Source organism: Sphingobacterium sp. JB170 (assembly GCF_900163865.1).
Taxonomy (GTDB): Bacteria; Bacteroidota; Bacteroidia; order Sphingobacteriales; family Sphingobacteriaceae; genus Sphingobacterium.
Genome location: NZ_FUKU01000006.1, coordinates 26,873 through 40,035, shown reverse-complemented (window position 1 = coordinate 40,035; position 13,163 = coordinate 26,873). Strand labels below are relative to the sequence as shown.

The window sequence follows — 13,163 nt, the reverse complement described above, 5'->3', positions numbered from 1 at the left end:
GCAAAAGTAAAAAGCAAAACTCTCTAGTCATACAGGGGGATAACCGGATGCTTACGAATTACCTTAGCTTCCTTATCTCCATAGTCACGAATTAATTGGGAAAAATCCTGAAAGCCTAAGCAAACCGCTACCTTATTACTTCTCGCCGTTGCAATAAGATTGTCCAAGCCTCTAAAATAAATTGTCGGTAACTCGTCTATAATGACAGGTGCTCTTTGGAGGCCATAACTATCTATATATGGAGCTGGAGTTGGCAAATTCATGGAAACAGGGCCTGGGATATGGCCTGGGGGGAGTCGGTGGAGCTGCCATTGCACAGAACGCCATAAAGGGAAAAGGCATCGTATGGAACATCCACGACAAGCAGTTCAATATTTTCAGGAGCTGTAAGGATTTCAATGAATTCATCTTAGAGAGATATCCCGAGGGCGTTCAGGAATGCATAGATAGACAGCCCGATCTTCAGCAGGTTCGAGCAGCTGTTGAAAAGATCAAGTAGACATTGACAATTCATTTTGTGTGTTATTTTGTTTTCATTCTCTATCGATTATCCCTAATTTTATTTTAGGGTCATATCGCTTTTTTATTAAAATCCTCATTGATAATGTAAAACGAACGTACCATACCGGTGCTATAAAATTCAAAAGGAAATTCATTATTATTGCACATTTGATTAGAGCATGGATGGTCACAGGATATTTTCCAGAGTTCTTTATTTTATGAACTGAAAACACTAATACAGTTTATCACAAATTTTTCTAGATTGTCTTTTTTTGGAGGGTTTCAATTACTTCCATAATTGTTCTTCATTTTGCTGTGAACAGTGAATTTAATAAGGATAATTACTCTTATACTTTTGGCAGGTTTGTTTGGCTATGAGAAGTAGATTTTGACCGATTAATGAACTCATTTTGTAATAAAATTATTTTTTATAATTCCTTGTGTCATTTCTTTTTTTTAGAAAGATCATAAAGAGATGGACTGTGACCTGTGTTGTTCTTATAAAAATGAGAAAAATGGCTTTCATCATTAAATCCAAATTCTTCAGCAATTTGGCTCATGTTAAATTGTCCAGATTTCAGTCTTTTATTAATAAGCATCAAACGGTAATGATTAAGGTATTCTCGGTAATTTATATCAAAATTACGTTTGAAATAGGCACTGAAATACGTAGTGGCAATGTTGAAATGTGAAGCAATATTCTTTATTTTTACTTTGTCAGGAATGTAAATGTGCTGATGGATATATGAAATCAATTGTTCCCTTGCTGGAAAATGGTCATTTCCGTTAAGCGACATATCCTGCATAGCTTCCTTTATAATGCCGAAAACAGAAAGCACCTGATGAAAAACGACAGGTGATGTAACAACATTATGCGAGTTGTTGTAAAGAAGTATATTATCAATTGTATTTCGTAGTATTTGATGAATTTCCGGGCTAAATTCTAATTTAACTTCCTTCAAGATTTTGTTGTTCATAATGCTTTCAGGATTGTTATTCATATAATCTTGAAATTTCCAGTGCTCTTTACTGCTAAAATAGTCATCTGTAAATTTAATGCAGATGACCCTGGTTTTTGTATCCATTTTAAAATTATGCTCATCCTCCGGAGAAATCACAAATAAGTCTCCTGAACAATATGAAAGATGATTTTGATTAATCTGATGAATCCCCATTCCATCATAAATATACACCAGCTCAAAATAATTTTGACCGTGAATCGTAAGGTGAAACGAAGCTTCTTCAAAATCTAATATTTCTAACGGGAAAAACTGTTTTAGTTTAGTCATGCTTTGCTCTCTCAAAAATTACTTGTTCGTTTTTATTTTTATTTGCTCTATGACGATAGTAGCGACAAGAGAGAGAGTACATCCGGCAACAGATTCAAGAAAACGCATTAATCCTGACCGCCAGACAATTTCAAAAGCTTTGTCATGGGTGCTCAATCCAACAATAATAACAGTAATACATCCAATTTTTAACGCTCCTGTCCATTTAAAAACAGAAATAAAAATACAGGTACAGAACAATGCAATGCCAATTGACAAAAAAAGATTTGTAGTAAAGTAAACTATTATTGTTGTCAGCAAAACTCCTACAAATGTGCCCAAAAGTCGGTCTTTCATCAGACTTTTAGCATTTTTTGGGAGGTCATCAAAGACCACAATAGCGGACACGGCACACCATATACCATTTAAATAATCATCAGAAAGTTGAAGTAACTTATTAATCCCGAGACCTAAAAAATAAGAAATTAGGATAACAAGCGTAAGTAAAGAAGATTTTACAACAATACCGGCATCTGGGGGGTCTTTAAAAATTTCAAATTTCACAAATTATTTTTCAGATAGGTTAATATAACACAAATATACAAACCTTTATTTATTTTATACATACATGGCGGTATTCCAATCTGCTAATTTTGCATAGTTAAAATATTATTGAAATTATGGTCAATTTTGTGATGATAGCATTCTGCATAATTGCCGGAATGATATTTCGAAAAGCAAAATTAATTCCGCAAGATGCACATAAGGGAATCAACACATGGATTTTATATCTGGCACTCCCTGCTGTTTCTTTTAAATATATTCCTAAGATTGAATGGAGCAGCCAAATGTTATTTCCTGCTCTTTCTCCTATATTGGTTTGGGCGGGATGCTGGATTTTTATGGAATTTTATTCCCGGTACAAAGGGTATGGTCAACGCTCCCGAAGTACACTTGAGCTTGCTGGAGGTTACAGCAATACGTCTTTTATAGGGTTTCCATTGATTATGGCATATTATGGCGAACAAGATTTAAGCATAGCCATCATTTGCGACCAAGTGATGTTTGTACTTTTATCCACTGTAGGTATAATTTCAGCAATTAAAGGAAACCGTTCAGATAAAGAAGGAATAAAAGCATCAGTTTTGGTTAAAAGATTGCTGACTTTTCCGCCCTTTATAGGTTGTATGGGTGCACTTATCTTATCTAAGGTGACAGATTTGAGCATAGCTGAACCTTTCTTTGATAAATTGGCAGCTACGGTAGGACCATTAGCTCTTTTTTCCGTAGGGTTACAATTGAAATTTAAGGGATGGAAACAGGAAATCTCCCAGATTTCAATGTCCATGCTATACAAATTAATGATTGCTCCGGCATTGGTTTTAATTGCTTCAATTTTGTTAGGAATTAAAGGAGATATTGCACGTATAAGCGTATTTGAAGCAGCAATGCCCACCCTTATTACTTCCAGTATTATTGCAGAACAATTCAGGCTTAATGCGAGGTTAATTAACCTGATTATCGGAGTTAGCATTTTAGTTGGTTTTATTACTACAGCATTCTGGAACAGCATTATGCAGTTATTGGTTATCTGACAGATTTTAGAATGATTAAATCTTTTCTACATCATTTTGTCATCGTTCTACAAATAGACTTGGCTGATAATAAAGTAAATTTGTAATATAAAGAACAGATAGCTAACCTTAGAAAGATGAAATATGGACAATTTCAAAGATAAAACAGTATTTGTAACCGGAGCAGGTGGCGGAATTGGAAAAGCAATTGCTTTGACTTTTGCTAAGAAAGGTGCCCATGTAGCTTTGGCAGATGTAAAAAAAGAATTCGTAGAAAAAGTGGCTAAAGAAATCAAAGCAATTGGAGGTAAAGCTTTGGCCTTGGCTGTAGACGTAACAGATTATGCTTCCGTAAAAAGTGCAGTAAGTGAAACAATAAATACCTTTGGAAGTTTAGACGTAGCCGTAAATAACGCTGGTGTAGTGGGTATAGGAAGTATCGAGGAAATAGATGAACATGAATGGGACAGAGTACTTTCGGTAAATGCAAAAGGTGTTTTTATATGTACTAAAGCGGTGTTAGAAGTCATGAAACCACAAAAAAGCGGAGCCATTATCAATACGGCCTCTATAGCCGGCAAAATGGGTATGGCACATTTATCACACTATGTAGCTTCTAAATTTGCGGTGATTGGTTTTACCAATAGTATTGCAAAAGAGGTTGCCGAAACAGGAATTACCGTAAATGCTATTTGCCCTGGTATCATTGGTACAGGGATGTGGCGTGGTGAAGGTGGTATCGCAGACCGCTGGAAACAAGCCGGAGAAACCGAAAGTCAGTCATGGGAACGTAACAAGAAAACACTGATACCGCAAGGTGTGGATCAGAGTGCAGGGGATATTGCTGATGCGGTTTTATTCATCGCTTCTGCTCCCCATATCACAGGGCAAGCCATAGCTGTTGATGGTGGGATGACTATGTAAAAAAGTATTATTAATAAATAAAAAAATCAAGAAATGAAAACGCAAATTGGAATTAAAAGCGAAAACAGACAGGCAGTAGCCGAAATTCTTTGTAAATTATTGGCAGATGAATTTGTATTGTACACCAAAACAAGAAATGCACACTGGAATGTTGAAGGACCTGACTTTCATTCTATGCACATTTTCTTCGAAGGTCAGTATCAACAATTGGCAGACTTGATGGATGGTGTAGCTGAACGTATCCGTACGATAGGTCATTATGCCCCCGGAACATTAAAAGAATTTTTGGAACTTACGCATCTTAGCGAAGTCACTAACCAAAAGAATGACAGTGCTGGTTTTATAACAGAACTCTTGGCTGATCATGATACTATAATCGATTTTATCAGGGGTAGTATTGATGCGGTTCAGGAAAAATATAACGATGCCGGTACCAGCGATTACATCACCGGATTTATTGAAACCCACGAAAAAATGGCGTGGATGTTAAGAGCACATTTGAAGTAGTAATCTATTAAATTCTCTTATATTATTGAACAAATGCAACTTTTAGTTAAACAAGTTGCATTTATTTATTATAGCTTATTAGGATAGATCTCATTTTCTATTTTTTAGTAAATTCTGATTTCGCCAAATGTTTTTAAAATTTAGCATTATTCCGCTTAATAACCTAATCTTGTTGTATACGTTAAAATCTTAGGTAGGTCTGAATATCAAGTTATTGTGGTTTCCATATGACAATTTCTTATAAATATTTGAAAAGAATTAATGAAATTTATTAGAATTAATCGATAAAAAGGTATAAATGAAGTAATTAACTTCCAATTTGGTTGATTTCCATAAATTGTTGGGAAAGTTTCCTAAACCCCAACTGTGATAAGTTTATCCAAAAACTGAAAGTAGTTTTAGGAAATTTTTTTGCTTCTTTTTTTTATATTTCTTGTTCTGTTTTTTCAGTTGGTCCAACGTAAATATATGGTTTAGTAAATTTTCATTCAAGTATAAAATTTAATATTATGAATTAATACTTTAGCATGTAATGAACTTATCGACAATTAGACTCCCTAAAAACATTAATCAAAAATCCAACCTGTAATCCTTCATTATGGGAAATTAGAGGTCTCAAAGCTTTCTTGGAGGACCCTTTGAAATAACTTACTGTTTCCTTTAAATCAACCGTCACAAATACGTCACAGCTGTAAATTTTGAATAATAAAAAGAAGTTCATAAATTGCTAAAGCAAGCAGGAAACATAGATTTTTACTCCTGTTGAGGAGAGCCGGCCTGCAGACTCTTAATCTTCTCCTCCTTTTAGCACAAAGTTTTTTGGAAAATGATAGCACTGTCATTACGACAAATCGATTTTTGTAAACGAAAGTTTATGTTAGTAGTAGGGGAGTTATAATTCAAGCTCAAACAAATAAAGAATTGTATTTCAGATTGTTTAATTTTTTTGGTACAAATATGGTACAAACGCATTTGTAGAATTGAAAAATATTGGTAAATTTGTAACAGTAAATCAAGAACGTTGGTTTCTAAATCCTTTAATAATAACTATTTAAATAGTGGGTTTAGATCATAAATGATTATCTTCCTCAGTAGCTCAGCAGGTTAGAGCATCTGACTGTTAATCAGAGGGTCGCTGGTTCGAGCCCAGCTTCAGGAGCAAATAACAGCTGGCTAATTATAGCCGGCTGTTATCATTTAAAGATAATCCATATGAGCTTATTAATAGTCGGATCAGTTGCGTTCGATGCAATTGAAACTCCATTCGGAAAAATAGACAAAATTGTTGGTGGTGCAGCGACCTTCGCTGGTTTAGCGGCGTCGTATCTTTATAATCATGTGAATTTAGTTAGTGTTGTTGGGGATGATTTTGGCCCCGACGATATGAGCATCATTACTTCTCGAGGCATCAATACCGATGGTATCGAGGTTATGAAAGGAGGTAAGTCATTTTTTTGGTCTGGTAGGTACCATAACGATATGAATAGCCGTGATACGCTCGTTACGGAACTAAATGTGCTAGCGGATTTCGATCCTAAAATACCTGCTTCCTACCAAAACTGCGATTACCTATTGTTGGGGAATTTGACACCAATTGTGCAGATTGCCACACTCGACCGATTGGATATGAAACCTAAGCTTGTCGTGCTAGATACGATGAATTTTTGGATGGATATTGCATTAGGCGATTTGAAAAAAGTGTTGAGACGTGTAGATGTGTTGACAATTAACGACGCAGAGGCCCGTCAGCTGTCTGGCGAGTATTCGTTGGTGAAAGCCGCTGAAATTATACTTCAGATGGGGCCGAAATATTTAATAATCAAAAAAGGGGAACATGGAGCGCTGCTGTTTGGTGATGGACAAGTATTTTCGGCACCGGCGTTGCCATTAGCGGATGTATATGATCCAACTGGAGCGGGAGATTCCTTTGCAGGAGGATTTATCGGCTATCTAGCAAAAGTGAAGACTATCAATTTTACAAATATGAAAAATGCCGTCATCTATGGATCGGCGTTGGCGTCGTTTTGTGTAGAGAGATTTGGAACTGAAAAGCTTCAAAATCTGACATCGGACGATATTAGAAATCGAATCTCACAATTTATCCGTTTATCGAAATTTGATATTAATGACTAGAACGCCTTTTAGATTAAAACACCGATTATTTCAAAACGCTCCAATACCTTGTCGGAATGTGGAGCGTCTTTAAGTTCTTCTGTTAAATCTTGTCCTGCCCAATGCTCATAATGTTTTCCATTCCACCAAAGTCGACTAGCGGAGACATTATAGATTTGACCATGTATTGCAATCCAAATTTCCGGTTTGTCCTGTCCGTTTCGAAGAGCGAGTTGGGATTTTGTATAACGAGGGAGTTGAATGTCATTGTTCACACCCCAAATATACGTGTTAGTTTTTGAACCTATAGGCGTGTAGCGTTTTTTTCATCGCTTTGCGCGCTACATGGATACGCGTTTTAACCGTTCCAATCGGGATATTTAAGTGGTCGGATATTTCGTGGTACTTATAACCTTCGAAATACATCGTGAATGGAATGTAATAGTCGTCGGATAAATTTGATAGGGCGTTATTGATGTCTTCCATCACGAATTTGTTTTCTCCACGATTGCTACTGGCGGAAACCACTAAATTTGCACTGGTAATCTCTTCCTCTTTGGTAATGAAAGAGTTTGTTTTTACTACGCGCCGATAATTGTTTATGAATGTATTTTTCATAATAGTGTACAGCCATCCTTTTAGATTTGTGCCTTCCTTGAAATTCCGAAAATAAGTTACGGCCTTTAATAGGGTGTCTTGGACCAAATCGTTGGCGTCATCCTGATCTCTAGTGAAATTTTTTGCATACGTCTTGAGGGAATCCGCTTGTTGAATTACTAACGTGTTGAATTTTAATTTGTTCATGCTAGATTGGATTATAATGTAAATACTTACTATGAGAGTCGTATTATTAACTCGAGCATAGTCTTTTATGAGTGTAGTTCATATCGTATGAAGTACGGTTTCACGACATTTTATGCAAATCCTGTGCTAAACTTTATGTTTTGAGTTAAATTTAGATGACCAAGCGATTAAATTTTTATTCTAATGTAGAAAAAAAATGACACAATGCGCTCAAACACACCTGTGTTAGGGAAGAGAGTGGTTGTTAACATTTTGTATCCACAACTGTGGAAAACTAATTATAGGATATTTACTTCTCTTTCTAGTTGTATTCCGAATTTTTTAGATACATCGTTCATTATTCTAGACGAAGTAGTATATATTTCCATACCAGTCGCGTTTCCGGGGTTTGTGATAACAAGAGCTTGGTTCTTCCAGACCACCACATTTCCATCAGTTTTCCCTCGCCATCCACAGCTTTCAATCAACCAGCCAGCAGCAACTTTTATTTTTTCATCAGCTACTGGGTAAAAAACAATATCGGGATACGCTTCCTTGATGGGGGTAAACAGTTTTCCGTTAAGGATTGGGTTTTTAAAGAAACTTCCTGCATTTCCTACCCGTGATGGGTCTGGCAGTTTATCAACACGAATAATCGAAACAACTTCTGCAACATCTTTGATAGTCGGTTTATGGATGCCGCGTCGATTGAGTTCGGCATTGATTGCGCCGTATGTTGTGTTTATTTTGGCGTGTAATGAAAGTTTATAGGTGACCGAAGTAATGATAAATCGGCCCCTATATTCCGATTTAAAAATACTATCTCGATAGGTAAATGCGCAATCTTCTTTCCGGAAGGTTTTGAATTTGCCGCTCAAAGTGTCAAATGCTTCACATACATAAAATATGTCCATAAGTTCCGTACCATAGGCGCCTATGTTCTGCACCGGGGATGCCCCGACGGTACCGGGAATTAGTGCCATGTTTTCAACGCCGGCGAACCCATGATCCACGCAGTACCATACCAAGTCGTTCCAAACTTCGCCTCCCTTTGCCGTGATGAAAATGTTGTTGCCTTCCAAGAAATGTGTAATACCTTTGTTAGCAATCCTAACTATTACCCCTTGATAATCCTTTGTGAACAAAACGTTACTTCCTCCACCCAAAACAAAAAAAGGTTGAGAGAATACGCCCGCGTGGTATAAATCGGCGAGTTGATTTTCTTTCTCAACATTTACAAATTGTTGGCAATTTGCTTGCACGCCAAACGTATTATATGGTTTTAAAGAAATATTGTGTTGAATATCGTATATCATTTTTCTTTTGACTAATTCTTTTAAATATTCAAAAAAAAGAATTAGTTTTATGTGCTACTACAAATATAATATAAAGCGCATTATTAAAGGTATAAATATCACATGTCGAAGAACGTCGATTTAAAGAGAGCGAAGATATTGGAGGTTGCAAAGCGACGATTTGCACATTTTGGAATGGCTAAGACGACTATGGCCGAAATCGCGAAAGATTTGTCTTTTTCCAAAGCATTACTGTATTATTATTTTCCGGATAAGCATAATTTATATATGGCTGTGATGGAACACGTCATAAATGAGATGATAGACAAGGTCGATATATATGCTCAAACGACGGATAGTGTAGAAAATGCACTGCTATTTGCCGTTGAGTCGCGTACAGCGACGACGCGCGAAAATTACAATTTATTCGAATATTCCTCTTCACTCTTCATGAAGAATCCTTGTGAAGTGGGCAAGAATATCGGACCTTACTTTAATCGGGTGAGAGATCAGTATAGTCGATTATTAAAAATAGGAGTCGACAACAAGGAAATTCGAGTTGATGATTTAGATGAAACGGCCGAATTGTTATTGTTTTGCTTGATGGGCATGCGCTCGGGAATCTTGACCAAAGATTTAAATGATTGCTTGTTTCCTTCACCCGAAGAATTTGAACATATTCAATCCAAGCAAATTAAAATGGTAAAGATTTTCTTACGAGGGTTGAGTGTTTAATTTCGTTTTTCCATAATTTGTTCGATGATTATATGTGCGTGAATCCTTGAGTTTTCAATGAACCAAAGGTGGGTGTTGAGCCCGCCACACACCACGCCCGCCAAATATAAATTTGGAATATTCGTTTCCATCGTTTGTGGGTTATGTTCAGGTATCATGGGAAATTGGTCTGGGATATTTATCCCCACTCTTCTCAAAAAGTCAAAATTTGGTTTATACCCTGTGAGCGCAAGTACAAAATCATTTTGTATTACTTCTAATCCTGTGGGTGTCTGTATGGAGACTGTTTGTTCGCTGATAGAGGTCAGACGACTGTTGTAGAAGATGTTGATTTCTCCAGCTTTAATGCGATTTTCGATATCCGGGCGAACCCAATATTTTACACGCGGTCCGATTTCGTGCCCTCGCACTACCATGGTTACTTTTGCTCCTTTTCGAAAAGTTTCTAAAGCTGCATCCACCGATGAGTTACTCGCGCCGATGACTACGACATGTTGATTGGCGTAGTAATGGGGATCATTGTAATAGTGCGTTACTTTTGGAAGCTCTTCACCTGGTATATTTAACTTCATGGGGACATCATAAAAGCCCGTAGCGACAATTACCGAAGAAGCACTATAATTCGATTTTGTGGTCGTGACATGAAACATTGGATCGCCCTTTGTCACCTCGATTACTTCTTCGAATAAGTACGTATTAAGATTAAATTTTCCATCAATACGTCTATAATATTCAAGAGCTTCAGCACGTTTGGGTTTTGGTAGCGTTGTAACGAACGGTATCTCACCGATTTCAAGCCGTTCGGACGAAGAGAAGAACGTCATGTTTATCGGATAATTGTAAAGTGAATTTACGAGCGGCCCTTTCTCAAAAATCGCGTGAGTAAGCCCTGCTTGCTGTGCCTGTATTCCACAAGCTAGACCGATCGGCCCTCCGCCAATTATTAATACGTCAAAATGATTTTTCATTGATTTTGTTTTCATTTTCATCAAACTCTGCTTGCCGCTCAAGCAACTCCTTGGTTACGCGATGTAAATCTCCTGAAATTTTATTCAAGAATTGTAACTGTTCTGCTATAATATTTGCGTCGTCGCTAGACGCAGTGTTTTCGGATAAAGCAGGATAACCTGTCATAGGGGTAAAAACTTCCCCATTGTCATTTTCAATCGGAAGTAGTTGTATCGCTTTCTCCAGTTCCGAAAGGATTTTTTTGAGCAGCTTTACATCGTTCTGATCAAAATTATCAAGGTTTGCCTGTTGAACTTGCACTAACATATTTGCCGAATAGGAAGAAAAAATATGGCTGAGGATTACAAATCTATTTATTTCTTTGGTATATCGCTGGCGCCATTTCGGCTCGGTTAACATACGTTGGAACGTCGAGCCCATGTTCGCCGAAGCGATGTATACCTTTTTACGTTCGAGTTTGTATTTGGTAATATTTAGTTGTTGCCCACTCAGTAGGTTAACCGCTTGCGCGATGTAGTTGTAGTTCGCGATAAGTAGGCTACGTATATTTGCTTTGTATTGCGCGCTCTCCCAGTTGGGGAAAATGACATAACTAGACAAAAACGCGATTGTACCACCTAAAAAGGTGTCAAAAACTCGCTCCGAAGCCACCTCGATCGTATTCACACCGGTGAAACTTAGCATAATTAAGACGTAGGGTGTCATGAACAGTACCGCGACGATGTAGTTTACGCGGAATAAACTGTAAGCCGTAAGAAAGAAAAATATAAGTATTACGAAGCGTATGTTCGGGTCCTGTATAGTGTAGACAATTACAGCGCCGATTACTCCACCTATAATAGTGCCGAGCAGCCGCTGTACGTTTCGTTCCTTTGTCAGCCCAAACCCAGGCTTAAGGATCACCATGATCGTTAATAAGGTCCAGTAGATTCCATTGGGACTGAAATTGAATAAATGTAACACGAGATAGGTCCCTGATAGAACCATTGATAAGCGTAGCGCATGTCTAAATACGGACGAGGATAAACTTAGGTTACTTCTGAATTTTTTCCAATCGATTTGATCACGGGTAATGAACTGCGAGGCGGAATCAATCTCCTCTTTTGGAATATCCGAAATTGAAGTAGCGCTGTACGTATAAATGTTATCGATGTACCGGACGATATCACGTATATTGACAACTATCTTCTTTAGCGGGAAGGTGTTGACCTTGTCTTTGTCAATTTTATCGATCTCCTCCCGTAACCGCTCGATGTCCAAATCGAAATCGTAAGTACGTTTAGGAAGTCTGTTGGCATTGATAGCGTAAGCCATATTATCGAGTTCGTGTGCAATTTGAGTAAGCATATGCTTGAAAGAGATAAGCACGTTGTACTCGGTATATGTTTTTTGAATAGCATCGTAATCGTATTGCGTTGTAGTGCTTTGTTCAAATAGATCGATGATGTCCGAAAATATTAGTGTGAGAAATCGACCAATTTTCGTGGTATCTTTAATCGAACGTTTGCTCTTGAATAGAATGTCACGAACAAGTTCTTGGTGTTTGTTGACCTCGATTTGTTGATCAATTAATTTTAAGTAATTTTTGTCGTTTTCGATTTTTGGGTCGTAAAAACGGGCTTTTATTCGTATATATTCCGCCACCTGTCTGATGGATTCCGAGAGTGTTTGTTGCGCAATTCGGTAGGGGCGAATTTGGAGCATCGACATGCTAATAAGCATGTACCATAATGCGCCGATTGCTATGTATAATAAATGCTCAAAAGTGCCGAGGGCCGTTAAATTCGGATTTACATTAAGTAGCATCATTAATGTACACATCGTACCGACCGTTGCTGCTCGCGCGTTAAAGACCGCGAACATCGCGAAGATGAAGCTTAAAGCTCCTATAACAATCGTGGAACCGAGGATCGACGCGTTGACATGAACGATAATTAAATAGGAAATCATACCTAAAACTGCTGTCGATAACATTCCTAACCGGCGGTGGGAGGGTGCCCCAGGAGTGTCAGACAGCCCTACCAGTAAGGCTCCCAAGGAAACAAGGATGCCGTTTTGAAAAAGCCCAAGCGCAGCACTGATTATTACTGGAATAATACATCCGAGAGTGATTTTGAGTCCTTCTGAGAAATATTGACTATAAAAGAAATTACTAATCTCTTGGATTTTTTTCATGAAATGATCGTCTCCCTTTACCTAATTTAGAATTCCACTCGTGAGTGCTCAAAATTAAGGAAAATTTATGATGCGCCGATGCAGTATTTTGCGTGTGTGTAGATGTTTCGGCAGGCCCACTTTGATTTGTATGTATACCGGATCGTGAGTATTCATGTAATATGACGTATATGAAATGGTTTTGGATGAATTGTTGAGTTTTTGATAAAGAAGGTATTTAATTAATAATTGTTTTATACAAAATAATTGTTTTTGTTGTAATTATTGTATAATTTCGAAATGCTCTATATTAGTGGTAGAGCAATTCTATGTTATCCTTA

At 37.4% G+C, this 13,163-nt stretch carries 13 protein-coding genes, 1 tRNA gene and 1 pseudogene; 7 read left to right on the top strand and 8 right to left on the bottom strand.

Annotated features, from left to right (window positions below):
* Window positions 1-56: 56 nt before the first annotated feature.
* Window positions 57-209: pseudogene (locus tag FM107_RS01135) on the bottom strand (TraM recognition domain-containing protein); the annotation flags it as partial.
* A gap of 29 nt (window positions 210-238) precedes the next feature.
* On the opposite strand from FM107_RS01135, the gene FM107_RS19275 reads away from it, so the two are divergent.
* Window positions 239-499, top strand: coding sequence for a hypothetical protein (locus FM107_RS19275; protein WP_045754276.1), 261 nt, complete (start codon window positions 239-241; stop codon window positions 497-499).
* A 445-nt stretch (window positions 500-944) separates the two neighbouring features.
* Here FM107_RS19275 and FM107_RS01130 read toward each other — a convergent pair whose 3' ends face one another.
* Complete coding sequence (locus FM107_RS01130; protein WP_045754275.1) at window positions 945-1,790, bottom strand: AraC family transcriptional regulator; 846 nt, start codon at window positions 1,788-1,790, stop codon at window positions 945-947.
* A gap of 18 nt (window positions 1,791-1,808) precedes the next feature.
* Entirely contained in the window at window positions 1,809-2,333 is a 525-nt protein-coding gene (locus FM107_RS01125) for an FUSC family protein (RefSeq protein ID WP_086946682.1), read from the bottom strand.
* 116 nt (window positions 2,334-2,449) lie between these two features.
* Between FM107_RS01125 and FM107_RS01120 the strand changes: the two genes are divergently transcribed.
* From FM107_RS01120 to FM107_RS01100, 5 genes are all read left to right on the top strand, one after another.
* On the top strand, window positions 2,450-3,364 hold the full coding sequence (locus tag FM107_RS01120; protein ID WP_045754273.1) for an AEC family transporter: 915 nt from the start codon (window positions 2,450-2,452) through the stop codon (window positions 3,362-3,364).
* A gap of 123 nt (window positions 3,365-3,487) precedes the next feature.
* The gene (locus FM107_RS01115) at window positions 3,488-4,267 is read left to right on the top strand and encodes an SDR family NAD(P)-dependent oxidoreductase (protein WP_086946681.1); all 780 of its coding nucleotides are present in this window, start codon (window positions 3,488-3,490) and stop codon (window positions 4,265-4,267) included.
* Window positions 4,268-4,300: 33 nt separating this feature from the next.
* The gene (locus tag FM107_RS01110) at window positions 4,301-4,774 is read left to right on the top strand and encodes a Dps family protein (protein WP_045754271.1); all 474 of its coding nucleotides are present in this window, start codon (window positions 4,301-4,303) and stop codon (window positions 4,772-4,774) included.
* A 1,085-nt stretch (window positions 4,775-5,859) separates the two neighbouring features.
* A tRNA-Asn gene (locus FM107_RS01105) sits at window positions 5,860-5,933 on the top strand.
* A 53-nt stretch (window positions 5,934-5,986) separates the two neighbouring features.
* The gene (locus FM107_RS01100; RefSeq protein ID WP_086946680.1) at window positions 5,987-6,907 is read left to right on the top strand and encodes a PfkB family carbohydrate kinase; all 921 of its coding nucleotides are present in this window, start codon (window positions 5,987-5,989) and stop codon (window positions 6,905-6,907) included.
* 8 nt (window positions 6,908-6,915) lie between these two features.
* Here the strand turns inward: FM107_RS01100 and FM107_RS01095 are convergent, their stop codons facing one another.
* From FM107_RS01095 to murB, 3 genes are all read right to left on the bottom strand, one after another.
* Window positions 6,916-7,161: a cytochrome b5 domain-containing protein gene (locus tag FM107_RS01095; RefSeq protein ID WP_256959267.1), complete on the bottom strand. Its 246-nt coding sequence runs from the start codon at window positions 7,159-7,161 to the stop codon at window positions 6,916-6,918.
* 16 nt (window positions 7,162-7,177) lie between these two features.
* A complete protein-coding gene (locus FM107_RS01090; RefSeq protein ID WP_086946678.1) occupies window positions 7,178-7,690 on the bottom strand; it encodes an RNA polymerase sigma factor in 513 nt (170 codons plus the stop codon).
* Between the two features lie 278 nt (window positions 7,691-7,968).
* Window positions 7,969-8,985, bottom strand: coding sequence for a UDP-N-acetylmuramate dehydrogenase (gene murB / locus FM107_RS01085; protein ID WP_179204360.1), 1,017 nt, complete (start codon window positions 8,983-8,985; stop codon window positions 7,969-7,971).
* Between the two features lie 102 nt (window positions 8,986-9,087).
* Between murB and FM107_RS01080 the strand changes: the two genes are divergently transcribed.
* Window positions 9,088-9,699: a TetR/AcrR family transcriptional regulator gene (locus FM107_RS01080; protein WP_086946676.1), complete on the top strand. Its 612-nt coding sequence runs from the start codon at window positions 9,088-9,090 to the stop codon at window positions 9,697-9,699.
* On the opposite strand, the gene FM107_RS01075 is transcribed toward FM107_RS01080, so the two are convergent.
* Both FM107_RS01075 and FM107_RS01070 read right to left on the bottom strand, forming a co-directional pair.
* Entirely contained in the window at window positions 9,696-10,667 is a 972-nt protein-coding gene (locus tag FM107_RS01075) for a YpdA family putative bacillithiol disulfide reductase (RefSeq protein WP_218778885.1), read from the bottom strand. The genes FM107_RS01080 and FM107_RS01075 overlap by 4 nt on opposite strands.
* Window positions 10,651-12,843, bottom strand: coding sequence for an FUSC family membrane protein (locus FM107_RS01070; protein ID WP_086946674.1), 2,193 nt, complete (start codon window positions 12,841-12,843; stop codon window positions 10,651-10,653). The genes FM107_RS01075 and FM107_RS01070 overlap by 17 nt, the downstream gene beginning before the upstream one ends.
* Between the last annotated feature and the right edge of the window lie 320 nt (window positions 12,844-13,163).